Here is a 23472-nt window from a genome sequence, read left to right on the forward strand (position 1 = left end):
CGCCCGCCCCCCGCCAGCGCCGCGCTGCCCCCCCTGCCCCAGCCCCCGCCCCCCACCCTCGACTCTACAAACCCTCCGCGCGCAGCCAGCGCCACAGCGTGGTGCGCGATACACTCAGCGCCTGCGCCATGCCCTCGCGATCATTGCGATGTTCCTGCAGCAGCGCTTCCAGCTGCGCCCGCGGTGGGCGCTTGCCGTTGCTTTCCACCGGCAATGCTGCAACGCCCTCATTCACAAGTTCGGGCGCCAGCTGCAGCAGTCGCGCAGCATCAATCAGCCCTTCACCGGGCTGCCAGTGGATGCGCAGGCGATCCACCAGATTGCGTAGTTCGCGCACGTTGCCGGGCCACTCGGCGGCGGTCAGCATTGCCATCGCATCTTCATCCAGGGGCGCGTCGATGCCGCGCAACTGGCGGAAGAAGTGCTGTGCCAGCAACGGGATGTCCGCTCGCCGCGCACGCAGCGAGGGCAGGGCGATGCGCAGCGCTGCCAGGCGGTAATACAGGTCGCGCCGGAAGCTGCCGGCGGCCGCGCGCTGTTCCAGCGACTGCAGCGTGGCGGCCACCACGCGCAGGTCGACCGGGGTCGGTTCGGTGGCGCCCACGCGCAGCACTTCGCGTTCTTCCAGCACCCGCAGCAGGCGGGTCTGCAGTGGCAGCGGCAGTTCGCCGATCTCATCCAGGAACAACGTACCGCCGTCTGCGGCTTCGACCAGGCCGACGCGACCACCGCGCCGTGCGCCGGTGAAGGCGCCATCGCTATAGCCGAACAGTTCCGCCTCCAGCAGCGATTCGCTGATCGCTCCGCAGTTCAGTGCCACGAAGCGTCCACGACGGCCGCTGGCGGCGTGCAGCTGCCGCGCGACCAGTTCCTTGCCGGTGCCGGTTTCGCCGCTGACCAGTACGGTGCTGTCATGTGGGGCGTAGAGCGCGATCTGCGCGCGCACCTGCGCCATCGCGTCGCTGTCGCCGAGCAGTTCATGCGCATCGGCGCGTGCTGCCGGGCGCCGGCGTGGGGTAGGCCGATTGCCACTGGAGCGGGCCAGGGTCTGGGTCAGTTCCAACGCATGTTCGAAGGCCTGCCGCACCGAGTCGGCCGAATACAGCAGCACCCCGGGCAGGCCGGCCTGTTCGGCGTGGTCGATGGCCATGCCGGTGCCGACGATCACTTCGATGCCGTTGGCGCGCAGATCGGCGATGCAGTCGCGCGCGTCCTCGCGGGTGACGAAACGGCGATGCTCGATATCCAGGCCGAAACTCTGCTGGAAGTTGCTGAACACCGGCACGTCGCTGGCGTGGGTGACCAGGCCGATGCGGCTGGCGATGCGGCGGGCTCGGGCCAGTGCTTCCATCAGGTCGAAGCCGTTGGCCTGGATCGGCACCAGCGGCAGCTCCAACCGGCCGCGCAGCCAGGCGGCGTTGGAGCCGCCGGCAATCACCACATCGCAATGCTCGCGGCGAAGGCGCTGGCCGATCACATCCACCGCTTCCTCGAAGCCGAGGTTGATCTGCTCGATGCGCGCGCGGCGGTCGAACTCGGGAATGACGTCGCCGAGCAGGCCGGTCAGCCGCGAGACGCTGACCGTCCAGATCACCGGTCGGCCGGGGTCGGCATCGGCATGGCGCAGGGGCGAGCGGGGCAGGTACATGGCGGCGGGTTCAGACGGAATGTTTCATGATACATCTGTTTCAATGTTTCAATTGTTTCGAGGCTGCGTGTCGGTCATCCCTGTGAAATCAAGCGCTTGCAGCTTGGCATGGTGCTTGCGCCTACCCATCCGTTCTTCGACCTGGATTGCCGCATGACTGCTTCCGCCCCTTTCTCCGCCGGTGCCCGTTTCCGTGAGGCGCTGGCTGCCGAATCGCCGCTGCAGGTGATCGGCGCGATCAACGCCAACCACGCCCTGCTGGCCAAGCGCGCCGGCTTCCGTGCCATCTACCTGTCCGGCGGCGGTGTTGCCGCGGGCTCGCTGGGCCTGCCGGACCTGGGCATCAATACCCTGGAAGACGTGCTGGTGGACGTGCGCCGCATCACCGATGTCTGCGACCTGCCGCTGATGGTCGACATCGACACCGGCTTCGGCCCGAGCGCGTTCAACATCGCGCGCACCGTTAAGTCTCTGATCAAGGCCGGCGCGGCCGCCTGCCACATCGAAGACCAGGTTGGCGCCAAGCGCTGCGGTCACCGTCCGGGCAAGGAGATCGTCTCGCAGGGTGAAATGGTCGACCGCGTGAAGGCGGCCGCCGATGCCAAGACCGATCCGGACTTCTTCCTGATCGCGCGCACCGACGCCATCCAGGTGGACGGCGTGGACAAGGCCATCGAGCGCGCCATCGCCTGTGTCGAGGCCGGTGCCGATGGCATCTTCGCCGAGGCTGCCTACGACCTGGATACCTACCGCCGCTTCGTCGACGCGGTGAAAGTGCCGGTGCTGGCCAACATCACCGAATTCGGCGCCACCCCGCTGTTCAGCCGCGATGAACTGGCCTCGGCCGGCGTTGCCATCCAGCTGTTCCCGCTGTCGGCGTTCCGTGCCGCCAACAAGGCTGCCGAGAACGTCTACCAGGCGGTGCGCCGCGATGGCCACCAGCGCAACGTCGTGGAGACCATGCAGACCCGCGAAGAACTCTACGACCGCATCGGCTACCACGCCTTCGAGCAGCAGCTCGATGCACTGTTCGCCGCCAAGAAATAAGCAGTACCCTGCACCATCAGTTTTCGGAGGGAAACATGAACGATACGACCGCAACCCCGACCTTCAAGCCGAAGAAGTCCGTCGCCCTGTCCGGCACCACTGCCGGCAACACCGCGCTGTGCAGCGTGGGCCGTAGTGGCAACGACCTGCACTACCGTGGCTACGACATCCTGGACCTGGCCAACACCAGCGAGTTCGAGGAGATCGCCTACCTGCTGGTGCACGGCAAGCTGCCGACCCGCGCCGAGCTGGTTTCGTACAAGGCCAAGCTGAAGTCGCTGCGTGGCATTCCGGCCGCGGTGAAGGCCGCGCTGGAAGAACTGCCGCCGTCGGCGCACCCGATGGACGTGATGCGCACCGGCGTGTCCGTGCTCGGCTGCGTGTCGCCGGAGAAGGACGACCACAACCATCCGGGCGCGCGTGACATCGCCGACAAGCTGATGGCCTGCCTCGGTTCGATGCTGCTGTACTGGTACCACTGGAGCCACAACGGCCGTGCCATCGACGTGGAAACCGACGATGACTCCATTGGTGGCCACTTCCTGCACCTGCTGCACGGCGAGAAGCCGCAGGATTCGTGGGTGAAGGCGATGCACACCTCGCTGATCCTGTACGCCGAGCACGAATTCAATGCGTCCACCTTCGCCTGCCGCGTCATCGCCGGCACCGGCAGCGACATGTACAGCGCGATCTGCGGTGGCATCGGCGCGTTGCGCGGTCCCAAGCACGGCGGCGCCAATGAAGTGGCGTTCGAAGTGCAGAAGCGCTACGACAATCCCGATGAGGCCGAGGAAGACATCAAGGCCCGCGTGGAGCGCAAGGAAGTGGTGATCGGCTTCGGCCATCCGGTCTACACCGTGTCCGATCCGCGCAACAAGGTGATCAAGGACGTGGCCCGCGAGCTGTCCGAAGAACAGTCCAGCATGAAGATGTACGACATCGCCGAGCGCCTGGAAACGGTGATGTGGGACATCAAGAAGATGTTCCCGAACCTGGACTGGTTCAGCGCCGTCAGCTACCACATGATGGGCGTGCCGACCGCGATGTTCACTCCGCTGTTCGTGATCGCCCGCACCGCCGGCTGGAGCGCGCACATCGTCGAACAGCGCATCGACGGCAAGATCATCCGCCCGAGCGCCAACTACATCGGCCCGGAAGATCGCGACTTCGTGGCGATCGACAAGCGCGTCTGATCACACCGTTGCACCTGCTGCAAGCGTCCGGCCGGCCCCGCGCCGGCCGGATGCTTTCGCCGCCGCACCGCCGGCACCCGGCCCGCCCCAAGTACTCCGCCAGCCCATGAATACCGATTACCGCAAGAACCTCCCCGGCAGCGCGCTGGATTATTTCGACGCGCGCGCCGCTGTCGATGCGATCCAGCCCGGCGCCTATGCCACCCTGCCGTACACCTCGCGCGTGCTGGCCGAGAATCTGGTGCGCCGCTGCGATCCGGCCACGCTCGACGATTCGCTGAAGCAGCTGATCGAGCGCCGCCGCGACCTCGACTTCCCGTGGTTCCCGGCACGCGTGGTCTGCCACGACATCCTCGGCCAGACCGCGTTGGTCGACCTGGCCGGCCTGCGTGATGCGATCGCCGACAAGGGCGGCGACCCGGCCAAGGTGAATCCGGTGGTGCCGGTGCAGCTGATCGTCGATCACTCGCTGGCGGTGGAATGCGGTGGTTTCGATCCGCAGGCGTTCGAGAAGAACCGCGCCATCGAAGATCGCCGCAACGAAGACCGTTTCCACTTCATCGACTGGACCAAGCTGGCGTTCGAGAACGTGGACGTGATTCCGCCGGGCAACGGCATCATGCACCAGATCAACCTGGAGAAGATGTCGCCGGTGGTCTACGTGCAGGACGGCGTGGCCTTCCCGGATACCTGTGTGGGCACCGACAGCCACACCCCGCACGTGGATGCACTGGGCGTGATCGCCATCGGCGTCGGCGGCCTGGAAGCAGAAAACGTGATGCTGGGCCGCGCCTCGTGGATGCGCCTGCCGGACACCGTCGGCGTCGAATTGATGGGCCGCCCGCAGCCGGGCATCACCGCCACCGACGTGGTGCTGGCGCTGACCCAGTTCCTGCGCAATGAACGCGTGGTCGGTGCCTGGCTTGAATTCTTCGGCGAGGGCGCCGCGGCACTGACCATCGGTGACCGCGCCACCATTTCCAACATGTGCCCCGAATACGGCGCCACCGCTGCGATGTTCTACATCGATGCGCAGACCCTCGATTACCTGCGCCTGACCGGCCGCGAGGAATCGCAGGTGGCGCTGGTGGAGAACTACGCGCGCACCACCGGCCTGTGGGCCGGCGATCTGGCCACCGCGCAGTACGAGCGCGTGCTGCGCTTCGACCTGTCCAGCGTGGTGCGCAACATGGCCGGCCCGTCCAATCCGCACAAGCGCGTGGCCACCGCCGAGCTGGCCGAGCGCGGCATCGCCGACGAAGCCAAGCTGGAAGCGGGCCGGGCCGAGCAGGCGCAGGGCCTGATGCCGGACGGTGCGGTGATCATCGCCGCCATCACCAGCTGCACCAATACCTCCAACCCGCGCAACGTGATCGCCGCGGCATTGCTGGCGCGCAACGCCAATGCACGTGGCCTGCAGCGCAAGCCGTGGGTGAAGTCGTCGCTGGCACCGGGCTCGAAGGCCGTGCAGCTGTACCTGGAAGAATCCGGCCTGCTGCCGGACCTGGAGCAGCTGGGCTTCGGCATCGTCGCCTTCGCCTGCACCACCTGCAATGGCATGAGTGGTGCGCTGGATCCGGCCATCCAGCAGGAAATCATCGACCGTGACCTGTATGCCACGGCGGTGCTGTCGGGCAACCGCAACTTCGATGGCCGCATCCATCCGTACGCCAAACAGGCCTTTCTGGCCTCGCCGCCGCTGGTGATCGCCTATGCCATCGCCGGCACCGTGCGCTTCGACATCGAGAAGGACGTGCTGGGCGTGGATGCCGATGGCAACGACGTGCGCCTGAAGGATATCTGGCCGAGTGACGCCGAGATCGATGCGGTGGTGAAGGCTTCGGTGAAGCCCGAGCAGTTCCGCAAGGTCTACAACCCGATGTTCAACGTGCGCGTGGAGCACGGTGCGGCGGTCAGCCCGCTGTACGACTGGCGCCCGCAGAGCACCTACATCCGTCGCCCGCCGTACTGGGAGGGCGCGCTGGCCGGCGAGCGTACGCTGTCCGGCATGCGCGCATTGGCGGTGCTGCCGGACAACATCACCACCGACCACCTGTCGCCGTCCAACGCGATCCTGGCCTCCAGCGCCGCAGGCGAGTACCTGGCGAAGATGGGCCTGCCGGAAGAAGACTTCAATTCCTACGCCACCCACCGCGGCGACCACCTGACCGCGCAGCGCGCCACCTTCGCCAATCCGAAGCTGTTCAACGAGATGGTGCGCAATGACGACGGCAGCGTGAAGCAGGGTTCGCTGGCGCGCGTGGAGCCGGAAGGCAAGGTGATGCGCATGTGGGAAGCGATCGAGACCTACATGGACCGCAAGCAGCCGCTGATCATCATCGCCGGCGCCGATTACGGCCAGGGCAGCTCGCGTGACTGGGCCGCCAAGGGCGTGCGCCTGGCTGGCGTGGAAGCGATCGCGGCCGAGGGCTTCGAGCGGATTCACCGTACCAACCTGATCGGCATGGGCGTGCTGCCGCTGGAGTTCAAGCCGGGCACCACCCGCCTGACCCTGGGCATCGACGGCACCGAGACCTTCGATGTGGTGGGCGAGCGCACCCCGCGCGCCGATCTGACCCTGGTCATCCACCGCCGCGACGGCCAGGACGTGATCGTTCCGGTCACCTGCCGCCTGGACAGTGACGAGGAAGTGGCGATCTACGAGGCCGGTGGCGTGCTGCAGCGTTTCGCCCAGGACTTCCTGGAAGGCGCCAAGGTGGCGTAAGACATCCGACGGCCCGGCAACGGGCCGTCTTTCATTGCAAGGAACACATCCATGACCTTCCTACCGCAACTCCGCATTCCGGCCACCTACATGCGCGGTGGCACCAGCAAGGGCGTGTTCTTCCGCCTGCAGGACCTGCCCGAGGCCGCGCAGGTGCCGGGCGCCGCGCGCGACGCGCTGCTGATGCGCGTGATCGGTTCGCCCGATCCGTATGGCAAGCACACCGATGGCATGGGCGGTGCCACCTCCAGCACCAGCAAGTGCGTGATCATCTCCACCGCTTCGGTGCCTGACCACGATGTTGACTATCTGTACGGCCAGGTCTCGATCGACACCGCCTTCGTCGACTGGAGCGGCAACTGCGGCAACCTCAGCACCGCAGTGGGGCCGTTCGCGATTGCCAACGGGCTGATCGATCCGGCGCGGGTGCCGCGCGATGGCCTGTGCACCGTGCGCATCTGGCAGGCCAACATCGGCAAGACCATCATCGCCCACGTGCCGATGCAGAATGGCGAAGTGCAGGAGATCGGCGATTTCGAGCTGGACGGCGTGACCTTCCCGGCCGCCGAGATCCAGCTGGAATTCATCGATCCGTCCGATGACGGCGATGCGGGCGCGATGTTCCCGACCGGCAACCTGGTCGACACCCTCGATGTCCCCGGCGTGGGCAGCTTCGAGGTGACGATGATCACCGCCGGCATCCCGACCATCTTCCTCAACGCCGCCGATCTGGGCTACACCGGCACCGAACTGCAGCCGGCGATCAACGAGGACAAGGCCGCACTGCAGACGTTCGAGACCATCCGCGCCCACGGCGCGCTGCGCATGGGCCTGATTTCGAAACTGGAAGATGCAGCGACCCGCCAGCACACGCCGAAGGTCGCCTTCGTGGCGCCGGCGCAGGACTACGTATCGTCCAGTGGCAAAACGATCCCGTCATCGGCCATCGACCTGCATGCGCGTGCGTTGTCGATGGGCAAGCTGCACCACGCGATGATGGGCACTGCTGCCGTGGCGATCGGTACTGCGGCGGCGATTCCGGGCACGCTGGTCAATCGTGCGGCCGGCGGCGGCGAACGCGAAGCGGTGACGTTCGGCCATCCGTCCGGCACGTTGCGCGTGGGTGCGCAGGCCGGCCTCGTTGACGGCCAATGGACGGTGACCAAGGCCATCATGAGCCGCAGCGCACGTGTGCTGATGGAAGGCAAGGTGCGGGTGCCGGTCGAGTAACCAAGCGGGCGGCGCTGGCATCACACGCTTCGGTAGATGCCAACCTTGGTTGGCATGGCATTGGCACCGCCCCGGGCAACGTCCAGCGCCAACCAAGGTTGGCGACTACCGGGATGCTCGGCCTGACCTGCTTTTCTGAAGAGGAGATCGACGATGTCCGACAACCCCACTCCATCCAACGAGCGTGCAGCGTGGGATGCGCTGCTGGTGGACATCGTCGACTACGTGCGCGATGCACGCATCGACTCACCGCTGGCGTTCCAGACCGCGCACCACTGCCTGCTCGATACGCTGGGCTGTGGGCTGGAAGCACTGTCCTTCCCGGCCTGCAGCAAACTGCTCGGTCCACTGGTGCCGGGCATCAGCGTGGTCAACGGCGCACGCGTACCGGGCACGCACTACGTGCTGGATCCGGTGCAGGCCGCCTTCAACCTCGGCGCGATGGTGCGCTGGCTGGATTTCAACGACACCTGGCTGGCCGCCGAATGGGGCCATCCGTCGGACAACCTGGGCGGCATCCTTGCCGTCTGCGATTGGCTGGGTCGCAACGCGCAGGCCCTGCGCCGCCCGCCGCCGACCGTGCACGACGTGCTGCTGGCGATGATCAAGGCGCACGAGATCCAGGGCGTGCTGGCCCTGCACAATTCCTTCAACCGGGTCGGGCTGGACCATGTGGTGCTGGTCAAGGTCGCCACCACCGCCGTGGTCGCGCAGCTGCTCGGGCTGGATCGCGAACGCATGCTCAATGCAGTGTCGCTGGCCTGGGTCGATGGCCAGGCGCTGCGGACCTACCGGCACGCGCCCAACACCGGCTCGCGCAAGAGCTGGGCGGCCGGCGACGCGACCAGCCGTGGCGTGCGCCTGGCGCTGATCGCGGCAGCGGGTGAAATGGGCTATCCGAGCGTGCTCAGTGCACCAACCTGGGGCTTCGAGGCGGTATCCATGCGTGGCCAGAAGCTGACGCTGGGGCGACCGCTGGGCAGCTATGTGATGGAGAACGTGCTGTTCAAGATCAGCTACCCGGCCGAATTCCACGGCCAGACTGCGGTGGAGGCGGCGATCGCGCTGCACCAGCAACTGCGTGCGATGGGACGGCGGGTCGAGGATATCGCGCACATCGCCATCCGCACCCAGGAAGCCTGCATCCGCATCATCGACAAGCAGGGGCCGCTGCACAACCCGGCCGACCGCGACCACTGCGTGCAGTACATGGTCGCCATCGCGCTGCTGCACGGGCGGCTGCTGGCCGAGGACTACGAGGACGACGTGGCGGCGGATCCGCGCATTGACGCACTGCGCGCGAAGATGGCCTGTCATGAGGATCCGCAGCTCAGCGCCGACTACCTGGACCCGGACAAGCGCAGCATCGCCAACGGCCTGAGCGTGCGCTTCGCTGATGGCACCGAGCTGCCGGAGGTACTGGTGGAGTACCCGCTTGGCCACGCCCGACGCCGCGGAGAAGGCATTCCGCTGCTGATGGACAAGTTCCGCCGGCACCTGGCCCATCGCTTCCCGACCGCACAGCAGCAGCGCATCCTGGCGGCATCGCTGGATCCGGTGGCGCTGGCGGCGATGCCGGTGACCGACTACGTGGACCTGTACCTGCCGGGGTAGGGAACGCGCTTCGCTTTGGTGGGTGCCAACCTTGGTTGGCACGGGCCCGACGCCAACCAAGGTTGGTGACTACCGGTTCCGCCGGCCACTGGCCGGCACTACCCGTCCCGGGCAATTGCCGAATTCGCGTCAACACCTTGACGCGGCCTGCCTATAATGGCCGCCTCGATCAAGGAGTGACGACATGAGCGGTCCGGCACGGCGGAAGCGGTGGGGATGGGCGGCGGCGGTACTGGCAGGAGGCCTGTTGCTGGGCCTGGCCGGCTGCCGCAACGACAGCGGGCAGCTGCCCAAGACCAGCGGTGAAGCGATCACCACCAAAGCCGAACAGGTGAAGGAATTCACCCTGCTGCGCGCCTACCCGGACCAGAAGAATGACGGCCTGTCGCTGGCGCTGGAGTTCTCGCGCCCACTGGTGGGCACCCAGGATTTCGACAAGCTGGTGCGCTTCGAAGAGAAGGTCGGCACCGACGACAGCAGCTGGACGCTGTCCGATGACGGCCTGACCCTGCGCTACCCGTTCGTCGAGGCCGGCAAGGAGTTCAGCCTGGTGGTCTCGCCGGACCTGCTGGCTGCCGATGGCAGCCGCCTGGGCAAGGAACTGAAGCAGAAGGTGTTCAGCGGCGAGCTGAAGCCGGTGGTTGGCTTCGCCTCGCAGGGCAGCGTGCTGCCGGCCAAGGACAGCCGTGGCCTGCCGGTGGTGTCGGTGAACGTGCCCGAGGTCGACGTCGAGTTCCTGCGCGTGCGCGAGAAGGACCTGCCGACCTTCTTCAGCCAGTACCAGCGCGGTGGCCGCCGCGGCAGCTGGGAGTTGAGCAGCGACTACGAGCGCAGCCCGATCAACAAGCTGGCCGAGCCGGTCTACGTCAACCGCTTCATTCTTGGCGGCAAGAAGAACGAGCGGGTGCTGACCTACCTGCCGACCCAGGACATCAAGGAGCTGCAGGAGCCGGGCCTGTACTTCGCCCTGCTCAAGCGCACCGGTGACTACGAAGGCGAGTTCGATACCGCGTTCTTCTCGGTCAGCGACATCGGCCTGCATACCCGCGCCTACAAGGACAAGCTGTTCGTGCACACCGCCGGCCTCAAGGACGGTGCGCCGCTGAAGAGCATCGATCTGCGCGTGCTCGACGCCAAGGGCGAGGTGGTGCTGAAGGGCAGCACCGACGGCAATGGCAACGCGCTGCTGAACTACACCCTGGATGCTACCCACGTGCTGGTCGCCAGCACGGGCAAGGACACCAGCTTCCTGCCGTTCAACCAGCCGGCGCTGGACCTGAGCGAATTTGCCGTGGCCGGTCGTGACAATGCCTGGTTCGACGTTTACGCCTGGTCCGGCCGTGACCTGTACCGCCCGGGCGAGACCGTGCGCCTGTCTGCACTGCTGCGCGACAACGACGGCAAGCCGATCAAGGCGCAACCGGTGTTCCTGCGCCTGAAGCAGCCAGACGGCAAGACCTTCCGCGAGACTCGCCTGCAGCCGGGCGAGCAGGGCTACATCAACTTCGAGCAGGTGATCCCCGCCGAGGCGCCGACCGGGCGCTGGCAGGTCGAGTTCCGCACCGATCCGGCCAGCAAGGAAGCGATCCAGGGCATGACCCTGCGCATCGAGGAGTTCCTGCCCGAGCGCATGAAGCTGGACCTGGACAGCGCGCAGAAGACGCTGAAGCCGGGCGAGGACCTGCGCCTGCAGGCCAATGGTGCCTATCTGTACGGGGCACCGGCCGATGGCAACCGCTTCACCGCGCGCCTGGCGGTGGCCGCCGAACAGCAGCCGGTCGAGGGCCTGCCGGGCTACTTCTTCGGTGACCCGACCCTGCAGTTGCCGCGCGAAGCCAAGGACGTGATCGATACCACGCTGCCGGGCAACGGTCAGCTGCGTGAGGATGTGGCGTTGCCGGAAGAGGCGGCCAAGGCCAAGGCGCCGATCGCGGTGGTGCTGTCCGGCAGCCTGTATGAAACCGGTGGCCGTACTGTCACCCGCACCCTGAAGCGGGTGATGTGGCCGGCCAACGCGCTGGTTGGCGTGCGCCCGCTGTTCAACCCCGAGGATGGTGCCGACTCCAACGGCAATGCACGCTTCGAGCTGATGCGCGTGGATGCCGCCGGCACGCCGCAGCCGGCCAAGGGCCTGAAGATCACCCTGGTGCGCGAGCTGCGCGACTACCACTGGACCTTCAACGACAACCGCTGGGACTACGATTTCACCCGCCGTTTCGAGAACAAGGAAACCCGCACCATTGATGCCGGCAGCAGCGCGGTCGCCTTTGATTTCCCGGTGGAGTGGGGCGAGTACCGGGTGGACGTGTTCGATCCGTCCACCGGCCTGACCAGCCGTTACCCGTTCCGCGCCGGCTGGAGCTGGGGCGATGACAATCGTGGCCTGGATGCACGGCCGGACAAGGTCAAGCTGGGCCTGGACAAGACCGGCTACAAGGCCGGTGACACCCTGGAAGTGACCGTGACCCCGCCGCATGCCGGCAAGGGCATCCTGATGGTCGAGACCGACCGCATGCTGTACGTGCAGGACATCGACGTCAAGCCGGGTTCGACCTTCAAGATTCCGGTCACCGCCGACTGGGAGCGCCACGACGTCTACATCACCGCACTGGTTTTCCGCGGCGGCAGCGCGCCGAGCAAGATCACCCCGGCCCGTGCCGTGGGCGTGGTGCATGTGCCGATGGACCGCAAGGGCCGCACCGTGGCGGTCGGCCTGGTGGCGCCCAAGCAGATGCGCCCGGAACAGGACCTGCCGGTGACGGTCAGTGCACCGCAGCTGGCCGGCAAGATGGCGCACGTCACCGTCTCGGCGGTGGACGTGGGCATCCTCAACATCACCCGCTTCCCGGTGCCCGATGCCGGTGCGCACTTCTTCGCCCAGCGTCGCCTCGGCATCGATGCCTATGACATCTACAGCCGGGTGATCGAGAGCTTCGATGGTGGCAGCGGCAAGCTGAAGTTCGGTGGCGACATGGCGCTGCAGGCATTGCCGCAGGCCAAGCGCCCAACGGCACGCGTGCAGACCGTGGATCTGTTCTCCGGGCCGGTGCAGCTCGATGCCAAGGGCAATGCCCGCATCCGCCTGAAGGTGCCGGACTTCAACGGCACCCTGCGCGTGTCGGCGCTGGTCTACAGCGATGACCAGTATGGCAAGCGCGATGTGGAAACCGTGGTGCGCGCCCCGATCCTGGCCGAAGCCAGCATGCCGCGCGTGCTCGCCCCGGGCGACCGCAGCACGGTGACCCTGGACGTGCAGAACTTCACCGGCAAGCCGGGCCAGTTCAACGTGAAGGTGGACACCGAGGGCCCGTTGAACCTGGCCGAGGGCAGCCGCAGCGTGCAGTTGAATGCCGATGCCAAGACCACGCTGAGCTTCCCATTGTCGGCACGCGAGGGCCACAGCGTGGCCAAGGTGCGCGTGCGGGTGGATGGCAACGGCTTCAAGGCCGACCGTCGCTACGAGCTGCCGGTGCGTGCGGCGTGGCCGCAGGTGCTGCGTTCGCAGGTGCGCACGCTCGATCCGCTGGCCGCGGTCAGCCTCGACAACCGCTTGACCGATGGCTTGATGTCCGAGTCGGTGAATGCCCGCCTGCTGGTCAGTCCGCTGCCGCCGATTCCGTTCGCCAGTGCGCTGCAGGGCGCGCTGAATTACCCGTATGGCTGTGCCGAGCAGACCACCAGCAAGGGTTACGCCGCGCTGATCCTGGACCAGGCGACGTCGTCGATGCTCGGTGCCGACGGCCTGGATGCCAAGACACGCCGCGAGCGCATGGAAGGTGCGTTCGGTCGCCTGGCGTCGATGCAGGTGGCCAACGGCAACTTCTCGATGTGGGGTGACGACGGCTACGTGAACCCGTGGCTGACCCCGTACATCACCGAGTTCCTGCTTGACGCCAAGGATGCCGGTTTCGCGGTGCCCGACAACGTGCTGCAGAAGGCGCTCAACCGTCTCAGCGAGGATCTGCTGTCCGGTGGCAACCAGTTCTACGGCCAGGACGACCGCGAGAAGCTGAAGTTCGCCAACCAGGCGTATTCGGGCTACGTGCTGGCCCGGGTCAACCGTGCGCCGCTGGGTACCCTGCGCACGCTGTACGACAACGAGCGCAGCAAGGCGGTCGGCGGCCTGTCGCTGGTCCATCTGGGCGTGGCGTTGTCGCTGCAGGGCGATGCCAAGCGTGGCCAGGCGGCATTGGCCGCCGCCTTCGCCAAGTCCAGCAGCGAACGCCCGTCGTACTTCGGCGACTACGGCAGCGCCATCCGTGATGACGCGCTGATGATCGCGCTGACGCACGAGAACAAGCTGGCCAAGCCGGCCTGGGATGCCCGTGCGGTTGACCTCGGCCGTGGCCTGGACGCGCGCCGCAATGCCGGCTGGATGTGGCTGAGCACGCAGGAACAGGTGGCGATTGCCCGCCTTGGCAAGGCACTGTCCGCCAACCAGAAGGCGCTGGTGGCCGGTGAGCTGGTGATCGGTGGCAACACCGAAGCCATCGGTGAGCGCAAGCTGTTCGGCCGCAACTTCAGCGCCAGCGAGCTGGCCAGCGGCGTGCGCTTCACTCCGCAGGGGCAGCCGCCGATGTTCGCCAGCATCGACGTGGCCGGCATCCCGCGCACTGCGCCAGCGCCGGACAACAGCGTGCTGGGCATTGAGCGCAGCTACTTCGGCACCGATGGCAAGCCGTGGTCGCCGCGCCCGCTGAAGGAAGGCGAAGCCCTGATCGTTCGCGTGACGGTCACCGCCGACACCACGATGCCCGATGCACTGCTGACCGACCTGCTGCCGGCGGGCCTGGAGATCGAGAACTTCAACCTGGGCGATGCCAAGCAGTGGGCCGATGTGGTGGTTGATGGCATCACCATCAGCGACCGAAGCGAAGCCGCTGACACCAAGCACGAAGAGTTCCGCGACGACCGCTATGTGGCCGCGCTGAAGCTATCGCGTGGCAGCAAGGCCAACGTGTTCTATCTGGTGCGCGCGGTGACCCCGGGAACCTACTCGGTGCCGCCGCCGCTGGTGGAGGACATGTACCGGCCACAGCTGCGTGGCGTTGGCCGCAGCAACCCGACCACGATCACGGTGGTACAGCCGTGACCGCGCGGACGGGCCGCGACGGCGCGGCCCGTCCTGCAGGCAAGCTCCAATCCGGCACGCTGCAATGAGAAACACGACGACGCCCCGGCTGGCAGCCCTGCGCCGCCGGTTGCGGCCGCTGTGGCCGTGGCTGCGCTGGGGTACGGCGGCCCTGCTGGCACTGCTGCTGGTGCTGGATTTCGCCTTCCCGCCACCGCTGCCGAAGCAACGCGATACCAGCACCCTGGTGGTCGCCGCCGATGGCACGCCGCTGCGCGCGTTTGCCGATGCCGAGGGCGTGTGGCGCTATCCGGCATCGATCGACAGCGTCTCGCCGCTGTACCTGCAGGCGCTGCTGACCTACGAGGACCGCTGGTTCTGGCGCCATCCGGGCATCAACCCGCTGGCCATCCTGCGTGCCAGCGGCCAGCTGCTGCGTGGCGGCCGCATCGTGTCCGGTGGCTCGACCCTGACCATGCAGGTCGCGCGCATCCTCGATCCGCATACACGCACGCCCTGGGGAAAGCTCAAGCAGATGCTGCGCGCGGTGCAGCTGGAAGTGCACCTGAGCAAGCGGCAGATCCTGGTCCTGTATCTGGAGCGCGCGCCCTACGGCGGCACCATCGAGGGCGTTGAAGCGGCCAGCTGGGCCTATCTGGGCAAGCCGGCGGCGCAGCTGTCACATGCCGAGGCCGCGTTGCTGGCGGTGCTGCCGCAGGCGCCGAGCCGGCTGCGCCCGGACCGCCACCCGGAAGCCGCGCAGAAAGCGCGCGACAAGGTGCTGTCACGCATGGCCGAACTGGGCGCGTGGACGCCGGAGGAAGTGCAGGATGCGCGCATCGAGAACGTGGTGGCACGCTCGCTGCGACCTCCGTTGCACGCCGCACTGCTGGCGCAGCGCCTGCACTCGGCGCATCCGGGCCAGGCGCGCATCCAGAGCAGCATCGACATCGGACTGCAGCGTACGCTGGAAGAACGCGTGGCCAGCTATTTCTCGACGCTGCCCGAGCGTACGTCGGCGGCCTTGCTGGTGGTCGACAACCAGACCCTGCAGGCGCGTGCCTACGTCGGTACGTTGTCCTTTGGTGACCGCCAGCGGCTTGGCCACGTGGACATGGTGCAGGCCTGGCGGTCGCCGGGCTCCACGCTCAAGCCGTTCCTGTATGCGATGGCGCTGGACGATGGCCTGATCCATTCGGAAAGCCTGCTGGTCGATGCGCCACAGAGTTTCGGCAGCTACCGGCCCGGCAATTTCGACATGGCCTTCAATGGGCCGATCGGCGCATCCAGTGCATTGCGGCTGTCGCTCAACGTGCCCTCGGTGGACCTGCTGCAGCGGGTCGGGGCCGCACGCTTCGCCGCGCGCCTGTCGCACTCCGGCATCCAGCTGCGCTTCCCGCCGGGCAGCACGCCCAACCTCTCGCTGATTCTGGGCGGCACCGGTGCGCGGCTGGAAGATCTGGTCGGTGCGTTCGCCGCGCTCAACCGCAACGGCATCGCTGGCCGTGTGCGCTACACCGACGACGAGCCGATGATCGAGCGGCGTCTCGCTTCGCCGGGGGCCAGCTGGATCGTGCGCGAGATGCTGGAATCGAACCCGCGCCCAGGCTACAGCGCTGGCACCTTCGATGTTGGCGGTCGCCCGCGCGTAGCCTGGAAGACCGGCACCAGCTATGGCTATCGCGATGCGTGGGCCATCGGCAGTACCCGTCACTACACCGTGGGCGTGTGGGTGGGGCGGCCGGATGGCACGCCGCTGCCAGGCCAATATGGCGCAGTCACCGCACTGCCGCTGATGTTCGAAGTGGTGGACAGCCTGCCGCGCCAGCGTGGCGATTCCGCTGCCGCGCCAATGCCGGCCAGTGTCAGCCAGGAGGATGTCTGCTGGCCCACCGGTGAACGCGCCGAGGGGCTGCCCGCGGCACTGTGCCAGCGGCGGATGTCGGCCTACCTGCTGGACGGCGCAGCACCGCCGACCTTTCCCGAGCGCGAAGCACGGCGCTGGCAGCCGGGGCGGCAGCGTTACCTGGCCGACTCGCGGACCGGTCTGCGTGTATCTGCTGACTGCCGTTTGCCGCATGAGGAAGTCGCGCGTGAGATCGCGCGCTGGCCGGCGCTGTTGTCGCCGTGGTTGTCCAAGGCCACGCGCGAAGCCTCGCAATTGCCAGCGTTGTCGCCGGACTGCCGCGACGATGGGCGTGAGGCCAGTGTCGCGTTGCATGTGGACGGGCTCAACGACGGCGCCACGCTGGCGCGTGCGCCGAATTCGGAACATGGCGTACGCCTGCAACTGCGCGCGCTGGGCAGCGAGCAGGCAGTGGACTGGTTGCTGGATGGCCGCTGGATCGCGCAGACCCATGGCGCGCAGTTGATGCAGCGCGAATTCGCCGAGCCGGGCGCACACACCCTGACCGCGCTGGCGGCAGATGGGGCATGGACGCAGGTGCGGTTCAACGTCCTCCGGTAGGTGCCGACCTTGGTCTGCGCGCGATCCAACGCCAACGACACCGCCGTGCTCTGGTAGGTGCCAACCTTGGTTGGCACGCGGCAAAGACGCCCACCAAGGTGGGCATCTACCAGATCATTCCCCGATCCACCCATCCAGCAGGTCGGCGAACTCGTCGGCGTGCTCCTCTTCCTGCGCCAGGATCTCTTCAAGGATGCGCTTGGTGGTGGTATCGCGGTCGCCGATGAAGTTGATCATCTCGCGGTAGCTGTCGATTGCGATGCGTTCGGCCACCAGGTTCTCACGGACCATGTCGCGCAGGTCGCTGCCTTCCTTGTATTCGGCATGCGAGCGTGCGGTCAGCGTGTCGGGGTTGAGATCCGGCTCGCCGCCGAGCTGCACGATGCGCTCGGCCAGCTTGCCGGCGTGCGCCTGTTCCTGCTGTGCATGTTCCAGGAACTCGGCCTTGACGGCGTCGGCCAGCATGCCCTTGGCCATGAAATAGTGCCGGTAGTAGCGCAGCACGCACACGTACTCGGTGGCCAGTGCGTCGTTGAGCAGCTTGATCACCACCTTGCGGTCGGCGCTGTAGCTGTCGGTGATCGCCCCGTCTTCGATGTTGCGCCGGGCGCGTTCGCGCAGGGTCTTGCGGTCACTGATGCCGGGAACCTTTGCGGCGGGCTTTGCGGCTTTGGCTGGCTTGCTGGACATGGCTGGCCGTTTCCTCTTGCGGTGGAAGATCAGGTTGGCAGGTGCTCCAGCACGTACTCGGCCGAAGACACCTCGAACTGGCCCGGCTGCTCGATCCAGGCCGCACGCACCACGCCATCGACCACGTACAGCGCGAAGCGCCGCGAGCGGATGCCCATGCCCGAGGCGCTGGCGTCGAGCTCCAGTCCGAGCGCGCGGGTCAGTTCGGCATTGCCGTCGGACAGCATCAGCAGGCCGTCGGGCACGCCCTGGTCTGCGGCCCAGGCCTTCATCACGAACGGGTCGTTGACGGCCAGGCAGTAGACGTCGATGCCACGTTGGCGGAAGGCCTGGAACTTGTCGACGTAGCCGGGCAGGTGGCGCGCCGAGCAGGTCGGGGTGAACGCGCCGGGCACGGCGAACAGCACCACCTTGCGCGCATCGAACAGCGAATGCGTATCGAGTGTTTCGATGCCCTCGCGGATGCGCTTGAGGGTCACTTCCGGAATGCGGTCGCCGACGTGGATGGTCATGGGGAACTCCTTGCTGGGGCAGGCTAGTGGGCCGGATGGGACAGGGGCGTCAAGACATTGGAAAACCCGCGTGCAGGCCCCATCTTCGGGTTTTGTGGCAGGGGCTTCCAGCCACAGCGTGGGGCATGGGGATGGCAGCCGCATTGCGCTGGATCAGTCGGCCTCACCGGGGCCGCACGAGGCGCGGCGTAGCATCGCCGACGCGTAGAATGAACCCGGGGCGGCGCCACCGGCGCGGCCGAAGCAGATCGAGGTAGCTGGATGGAATTCAAGGATTACTACGCCACCCTGGGGGTGGAACCGAGCGCGGGCGAGGCGGAGATCAAGACCGCCTACCGCCGGCTGGCACGCAAGTACCACCCGGACGTCAGCAAGGAGGCCGGGGCCGAGGACAAGTTCAAGGCGGTCAACGAGGCCTACGAGGCGCTGCGTGACCCGGAGAAGCGCGCGGCCTACGACCAGCTGCGCGCACAGGGCTATCGCCCAGGCGAGGAATTCAACGTACCGCCGAACTACGGCGGTGCCGGTGGCTTCAACTTCGAGGAAGTGTTCGGCGGCGGTGGCCCCAATGGCGGCTTCAGCGACTTCTTCGAGAGCCTGTTCGCGCGCCAGCGTGGCGGTGGCGGTCCAGGCCCGGGCTTCAGCAGCCAGGGGCATGCGCCCAACCGCGATACCCGCGCCAAGCTGTCTGTACCGCTGGAAGCGGCCTATAGCGGCGACAGCCTGCGCATCACCGTCAATGGCAAGCAGCTGGATGTGCGCGTGCCCAAGGGCATCCGTCCGGGCCAGGTGATCCGCCTGGCAGGGCAGGGCAACCATGGCGGCAACCTGCTGTTGGAAGTCGAGTACGCCGCCCACCCGCAGTTCGAGGTCGATGGCCGCAACATCCTCTATACGCTGCCGGTGACGCCGTGGCAGGCCGCGCTGGGTACCAGCATCAGCGTGCCGACCCTGGGTGGTGCGGTGGAGCTGAAGATTCCGGCCGATTCGGATGCCGGCCGCAAGCTGCGTCTGCGTGGCCGTGGCCTGCCGGGCAATCCGGAGGGCGACCAGATCGTCGAGATCGAGATCGTGGCCCCGGCTGCGACCGACGAGGCGCAGAAGAAGGCCTACCGCAACCTGGCCAAGGCCTTCGGCGAGTCAATCTGAGGCCGATTCTGGTGGGGGCGGACCTTGGTCCGCACGCCTTCCGGTAGTGCCGGCCGCTGGCCGGCAGTTTCATGACCCGGGACGGTGATGCGTGGTTGCCGGCCAGCGGCCGGCACTACAGAAGCGTGCCAACCGAGGTTGGCACCTACCGAAGTGGTGGGCCAACCAAGGTTGGCACCTACCAGGCCGGGCTCAGCCCTGCCCGGCGAACACGCGCTCCAGCACTTCGGACAGCTCGTCTTCCGAGAACGGCTTGGTGATGTAAGCCTTGGCGCCCTGGCGCATGCCCCACATGCGGTCGGTGTCCTGGTCCTTGGTGGTCACCAGGATCACCGGGATGTGTCGGGTCGCCTCGTCGCGCGCAAGCGTGCGGGTGGCCTGGAAGCCATTGAGGTTGGGCATCACCACGTCCATCAGGACCAGGTCGGGCAGTTCGGCCTTGGCGGTTTCGACCCCGGCGGCGCCATCGGTGGCGGTCAGGATCTGGTGCCCGAGCTTCTCGACGATGCGCTGTATCCCCAACAGCTGCGACGGTGAGTCGTCGACGATCAGAATGCGTGCCATGTTGTTCCCCATGTAATGCCCGCAGTGTAGTGCGGGCACATTACTGGCGGGAGGGCCGCGTCTGCCGTCCGTCGCCTGCCTGCGACGTTCAGTCGATCCGCACCACGGTGCGGCCCAGCGAACCGCCCGCCAGCATCCGTTCGAACACGGCAGGAAGGCCATCGAGACCGACTTCGGCGGTACAGATGCGGTCCAGCTGCTGCGGCTTCCACTCGCTTCCCAGTCGCGCCCACACTTCTTCGCGCAGCCCGCGCGGTGCATTGGCCGAAGACACGCCGAGCAGCGAAACGCCGCGCAGGATGAATGGCATCACCGTCATGTCCAGCGTCGGGCTGGCCGCCAGACCGGCACTGACCACGCTGCCATAGGGCACGGTCTGCGCCAGCAGGCTGGCCAGCATGTCGCCTCCGGCATTGTCGAGGCCTCCGCCGAAGCGGGCCGACTGCAGCGGGGCGGTATCGGAGAGCGCCTCGCGCGGCAGCACCTCGGCGGCGCCGATGGCGTGCAGGAAGTCGACCTGGTCCGGCTTGCCGCTGACCGCGTGCACGGTGTAGCCGGCACGGCTGAAGATCGACAGCGCCAGCGCGCCGACACCGCCGCTGGCGCCGGTCACCGCCAGCGGGCCGAGTTCCGGCACCTGCCGGTTGTCCTGCATGCGCAGCAGGGCCAGCGCCGCAGTGAACCCGGCGGTGCCCAGCACCATTGCTTCGCGCGGGGTCAGCCCGGCCGGCTGGGCGATCACCGCGCGCGATTCCAGCCGCACGTACTGGCTGTAGCCGCCGTCACGGGTCTCGCTCAGGCCGCAGCCGGTGGCCAGCACCGCGTCGCCTTCACGCCAGTCCGGATCGGTGCTGGCAACCACGGTGCCGGCCACGTCGATGCCGCCCACCAGCGGGAAACGGCGCAGGATCCTGCCTTTGCCGGTGCCGGCCAGGGCATCCTTGTAGTTGACCGAAGACCAGTGGGCGCGGATCAGTACCTGGCCGGGGTTGAGGTCGTCGACATTGAGCTGGGCCAGGCCGCTGCGGTAGCCGGCGGCGTCGTTTTCGATGCGGAAGGCGGTGAACGGGGTGGTGGGGGCCATCGGCGATGCCTGACTTCGAGGAAAACGCCACCTTACCCCGTTGCCCCCCTTTCGATCCTGCCGATCCGCCCCATCTTGTATGATCGGTGATGGTTTCACGGCTGGTGGTGCGGGAAGGGCCCGCGCCGCAGCCCAAATCTTGATGGAGCGTGCATGGCCTGGAATACACCCGGCGGCAACAAGGGCGGACAAGGCCCCGAGGACAATCGACGCGGGCCCTTCGGGTCGCGCGGCGGTGGCAATGGTGGTGGCTGGGGCGGACTGCCCGGGCCGCTGAAGGACCTGTTCGACGGCGGCATCATGCGTTGGGTGGTGGCGGCTGTCGTGTTGCTGGTGCTGTTCTCCAGCTTCCAGCTGATCGGCGAACAGCAGCGTGGCGTGGTGCTGCGCTTCGGCCAGTTCTCGCGCATCCTGCAGCCCGGCCCGAACTTCAAGCTGCCGTGGCCGATCGAATCGGTCACCAAGGTCAACGCCACCGAGATCAAGACCTTCTCGATCCAGGTGCCGGTGCTGACCCGTGACGAGAACATCGTCAACGTCTCGCTGAACGTCCAGTACCGCATCGACGATCCGCAGCTGTACCTGTTCGGCACCGTCGATGCCAACCAGGTGCTGGAGCAGTCGGCGCAGAGTGCGGTGCGCGAGGAAGTCGGTCGTGCCGACCTCAACGCGGTACTGAACAACCGTGGCCCGCTGGCCGTGGCCGCCGAGGAGCGCCTGCAGGCGCTGCTGAAGGCGTTCAAGACCGGCCTGACCGTGACCGGCCTGACCCTGCAGGACGCCCGTCCGCCGGAAGAAGTGAAGCCGGCCTTCGACGAGGTCAACGGTGCCCAGCAGGTCAAGGAACGCCTGATCAACGAAGCCCAGGCCTACGCCGCCAAGGTCGTGCCGGAAGCCCGAGGCCAGGCCTCGCGCGCCCGTACCACCGCCGAAGGCTACAAGCAGGCCGTGGTGTCCAAGGCCGAGGGTGACGCGCAGCGCTTCAGCCTGTTGCAGGCCCAGTACAAGGACGCCCCGGAAGTGACCCGCAAGCGCCTGTGGCTGGAGACCGTGCAGCAGGTGCTGAGCGAGAACCGCAAGGTGATCGGTGGCGATGGTCGCCAGCTGATCTATGTGCCGATGACCGGCGATACCCGTCCCACTACCTCGGCCCCGCCGGGGGTGACCAATCCGGAGGTGGTGATGCCGTCGCTGCCGGGTGCAGCGGCGGAAGCTTCCCGTGATCCGGGCCGGCCGGTGGGCCGCCCGACCGGGCGACCGAGCGGCCGTGAGGAGGGCAGCCGATGAAGAGTCCTATCTGGATCGCCGTGATCGTGGCGGTGGTGCTGGGCCTGCTCGGCTCGGTGTACGTGGTCCGTGAGGACCAGACTGCCATGGTGCTGAACCTGGGCAAGGTGGTGCGTTCGGACATCAAGCCGGGCCTGCACTTCAAGGTCCCGGTGGTGGAAACGGTGAAGGTCTTCGACCGCCGCTTCCAGGTGCTCGACACCGCGCCGGCACGTTACTTCACCGCCGAGCAGAAGGACGTCAGCGTCGACTTCTTCGCCATCGGCTACATCTCCAACGTGGGTGACTACTTCCGTGCCACCGGCGGCGATCCGCGTATCGCCAATGCCCGCCTGGCACCGATCATCACCGACTCGCTGCGCAACCAGATCAACTCGCGCACCCTGCAGCAGCTGGTGTCCGGCGACCGCAGCGAGCTGATCGCCGAGCAGCTGAAGGGGATCAACGAGGCCGTGGCCGGCCTGGGCATGCAGATGATCGACCTGCGCATCAAGCAGGTGGACCTGCCCACCGACAGCCAGGTGATCAACGACGTGTACGAGCGCATGCGTGCGCAGCGCAAGCAGGAAGCCGCCAAGCTGCGTGCGGAGGGCGAGGAGCAGTCGCTGACCATCCGCGCCCAGGCCGACCGTGACAGCACCGTGCTGATCGCTGAGGCCGAGCGTGATGCACAACGCCTGCGCGGTGAAGGCGACGCCGATGCGGCGCGCATCTACGGCAAGGCCGGCTCGGCCGACCCGTCGTTCTATGCGTTCTACCGCAGCCTGGAGGCCTACCGTGGCTCCATGACCGACGGCAATGGCGTGATCGTGCTCGACAAGAACGACCCGTTCCTGCAGTACCTGAAGAACGACCGCTGAGGTCGCAGGGCAGTACCCACGGGGCCCGGCCAGAAGCCGGGCCCTGTGCTTTTTCCGGAGTTCCCCATGAAAGATCTGTTCGCCGCCGTCTGTCTGGTGGCGGTGCTGGAAGGCCTGTTCCTGTTCGTCGCCCCGTTCGCCTGGAAGCGCATGGCCGAGCGCCTGCTGGACCTGCCCAGCCCGGCCCTGCGCAGCTTTGGCGGGCTGGTGCTGCTGGCTGGCCTGAGCCTGCTGTGGTGGGCGCGGCATTGAAAGGGTAGTGCCGGGGGGGGGGGGGGGGCCCCGCCCGGGGGGGGGGGGGGGGGCCGCGCGCCGGGGGGGGCGCGCCCAG

General features: G+C 67.2%; 16 protein-coding genes. 11 read left to right on the forward strand and 5 right to left on the reverse strand.

Annotation, left to right across the window (positions count from 1 at the left end; translation table 11 throughout):
• Positions 1-64: 64 nt before the first annotated feature.
• Entirely contained in the window at positions 65-1648 is a 1584-nt protein-coding gene (gene prpR, locus V3B46_RS18530; RefSeq protein ID WP_329892581.1) for a propionate catabolism operon regulatory protein PrpR, read from the reverse strand.
• 153 nt (positions 1649-1801) lie between these two features.
• Between prpR and prpB the strand changes: the two genes are divergently transcribed.
• From prpB to pbpC, 7 genes are all read left to right on the forward strand, one after another.
• Complete coding sequence (gene prpB, locus V3B46_RS18535) at positions 1802-2695, forward strand: methylisocitrate lyase (RefSeq protein ID WP_005418360.1); 894 nt, start codon at positions 1802-1804, stop codon at positions 2693-2695.
• Positions 2696-2730: 35 nt separating this feature from the next.
• Positions 2731-3888, forward strand: coding sequence for a bifunctional 2-methylcitrate synthase/citrate synthase (prpC, locus tag V3B46_RS18540; RefSeq protein ID WP_329892582.1), 1158 nt, complete (start codon positions 2731-2733; stop codon positions 3886-3888).
• A 106-nt stretch (positions 3889-3994) separates the two neighbouring features.
• Positions 3995-6613 carry a Fe/S-dependent 2-methylisocitrate dehydratase AcnD gene (gene acnD / locus V3B46_RS18545; RefSeq protein ID WP_329892583.1) on the forward strand — a complete coding sequence of 873 codons (2619 nt, stop codon included), beginning with the start codon at positions 3995-3997 and terminating at the stop codon, positions 6611-6613.
• Positions 6614-6664: 51 nt separating this feature from the next.
• A complete protein-coding gene (gene prpF, locus V3B46_RS18550; protein WP_329892584.1) occupies positions 6665-7843 on the forward strand; it encodes a 2-methylaconitate cis-trans isomerase PrpF in 1179 nt (392 codons plus the stop codon).
• A gap of 153 nt (positions 7844-7996) precedes the next feature.
• The gene (locus V3B46_RS18555; RefSeq protein WP_164171633.1) at positions 7997-9457 is read left to right on the forward strand and encodes a bifunctional 2-methylcitrate dehydratase/aconitate hydratase; all 1461 of its coding nucleotides are present in this window, start codon (positions 7997-7999) and stop codon (positions 9455-9457) included.
• A gap of 184 nt (positions 9458-9641) precedes the next feature.
• Positions 9642-14549: an alpha-2-macroglobulin family protein gene (locus V3B46_RS18560; RefSeq protein WP_329892585.1), complete on the forward strand. Its 4908-nt coding sequence runs from the start codon at positions 9642-9644 to the stop codon at positions 14547-14549.
• A 64-nt stretch (positions 14550-14613) separates the two neighbouring features.
• Positions 14614-16995: a penicillin-binding protein 1C gene (pbpC, locus tag V3B46_RS18565; protein WP_329892586.1), complete on the forward strand. Its 2382-nt coding sequence runs from the start codon at positions 14614-14616 to the stop codon at positions 16993-16995.
• 114 nt (positions 16996-17109) lie between these two features.
• On the opposite strand, the gene V3B46_RS18570 is transcribed toward pbpC, so the two are convergent.
• Positions 17110-17685 (reverse strand): ferritin-like domain-containing protein, encoded by a 576-nt coding sequence (locus V3B46_RS18570; protein WP_049435264.1) that lies wholly within the window; start codon positions 17683-17685, stop codon positions 17110-17112.
• A gap of 29 nt (positions 17686-17714) precedes the next feature.
• Entirely contained in the window at positions 17715-18197 is a 483-nt protein-coding gene (locus tag V3B46_RS18575; RefSeq protein ID WP_154353157.1) for a peroxiredoxin, read from the reverse strand.
• A gap of 261 nt (positions 18198-18458) precedes the next feature.
• Between V3B46_RS18575 and V3B46_RS18580 the strand changes: the two genes are divergently transcribed.
• On the forward strand, positions 18459-19346 hold the full coding sequence (locus V3B46_RS18580; RefSeq protein WP_329892587.1) for a DnaJ C-terminal domain-containing protein: 888 nt from the start codon (positions 18459-18461) through the stop codon (positions 19344-19346).
• A gap of 192 nt (positions 19347-19538) precedes the next feature.
• Here the strand turns inward: V3B46_RS18580 and pilH are convergent, their stop codons facing one another.
• Positions 19539-19910: a twitching motility response regulator PilH gene (gene pilH / locus V3B46_RS18585; RefSeq protein ID WP_005410644.1), complete on the reverse strand. Its 372-nt coding sequence runs from the start codon at positions 19908-19910 to the stop codon at positions 19539-19541.
• Positions 19911-19998: 88 nt separating this feature from the next.
• Positions 19999-20994, reverse strand: a complete 996-nt coding sequence (locus V3B46_RS18590) for a YhdH/YhfP family quinone oxidoreductase (protein ID WP_154353156.1) — start codon at positions 20992-20994, stop codon at positions 19999-20001.
• A gap of 153 nt (positions 20995-21147) precedes the next feature.
• On the opposite strand from V3B46_RS18590, the gene hflK reads away from it, so the two are divergent.
• From hflK to V3B46_RS18605, 3 genes are all read left to right on the forward strand, one after another.
• Complete coding sequence (gene hflK, locus V3B46_RS18595) at positions 21148-22281, forward strand: FtsH protease activity modulator HflK (RefSeq protein ID WP_154353155.1); 1134 nt, start codon at positions 21148-21150, stop codon at positions 22279-22281.
• A complete protein-coding gene (gene hflC / locus V3B46_RS18600; protein WP_010482785.1) occupies positions 22278-23141 on the forward strand; it encodes a protease modulator HflC in 864 nt (287 codons plus the stop codon). Before hflK ends, hflC begins: the two co-directional genes overlap by 4 nt.
• 66 nt (positions 23142-23207) lie before the next feature.
• On the forward strand, positions 23208-23393 hold the full coding sequence (locus tag V3B46_RS18605; protein WP_005410640.1) for a DUF2065 domain-containing protein: 186 nt from the start codon (positions 23208-23210) through the stop codon (positions 23391-23393).
• Positions 23394-23472 lie beyond the last annotated feature (79 nt).

It is taken from the genome of Stenotrophomonas sp. SMYL11, assembly GCF_036320005.1.
GTDB classification, from domain to species: domain Bacteria; phylum Pseudomonadota; class Gammaproteobacteria; order Xanthomonadales; family Xanthomonadaceae; genus Stenotrophomonas; species Stenotrophomonas maltophilia_A.

Coding starts and splice junctions, on each gene's coding strand:
- prpR (WP_329892581.1), bottom strand. CDS start 1,648: ATGTACCTGCCCCGCTCGCCCCTGCGCCATGCCGATGCCGACCCCGGC.
- prpB (WP_005418360.1), top strand. CDS start 1,802: ATGACTGCTTCCGCCCCTTTCTCCGCCGGTGCCCGTTTCCGTGAGGCG.
- prpC (WP_329892582.1), top strand. CDS start 2,731: ATGAACGATACGACCGCAACCCCGACCTTCAAGCCGAAGAAGTCCGTC.
- acnD (WP_329892583.1), top strand. CDS start 3,995: ATGAATACCGATTACCGCAAGAACCTCCCCGGCAGCGCGCTGGATTAT.
- prpF (WP_329892584.1), top strand. CDS start 6,665: ATGACCTTCCTACCGCAACTCCGCATTCCGGCCACCTACATGCGCGGT.
- V3B46_RS18555 (WP_164171633.1), top strand. CDS start 7,997: ATGTCCGACAACCCCACTCCATCCAACGAGCGTGCAGCGTGGGATGCG.
- V3B46_RS18560 (WP_329892585.1), top strand. CDS start 9,642: ATGAGCGGTCCGGCACGGCGGAAGCGGTGGGGATGGGCGGCGGCGGTA.
- pbpC (WP_329892586.1), top strand. CDS start 14,614: ATGAGAAACACGACGACGCCCCGGCTGGCAGCCCTGCGCCGCCGGTTG.
- V3B46_RS18570 (WP_049435264.1), bottom strand. CDS start 17,685: ATGTCCAGCAAGCCAGCCAAAGCCGCAAAGCCCGCCGCAAAGGTTCCC.
- V3B46_RS18575 (WP_154353157.1), bottom strand. CDS start 18,197: ATGACCATCCACGTCGGCGACCGCATTCCGGAAGTGACCCTCAAGCGC.
- V3B46_RS18580 (WP_329892587.1), top strand. CDS start 18,459: ATGGAATTCAAGGATTACTACGCCACCCTGGGGGTGGAACCGAGCGCG.
- pilH (WP_005410644.1), bottom strand. CDS start 19,910: ATGGCACGCATTCTGATCGTCGACGACTCACCGTCGCAGCTGTTGGGG.
- V3B46_RS18590 (WP_154353156.1), bottom strand. CDS start 20,994: ATGGCCCCCACCACCCCGTTCACCGCCTTCCGCATCGAAAACGACGCC.
- hflK (WP_154353155.1), top strand. CDS start 21,148: ATGGCCTGGAATACACCCGGCGGCAACAAGGGCGGACAAGGCCCCGAG.
- hflC (WP_010482785.1), top strand. CDS start 22,278: ATGAAGAGTCCTATCTGGATCGCCGTGATCGTGGCGGTGGTGCTGGGC.
- V3B46_RS18605 (WP_005410640.1), top strand. CDS start 23,208: ATGAAAGATCTGTTCGCCGCCGTCTGTCTGGTGGCGGTGCTGGAAGGC.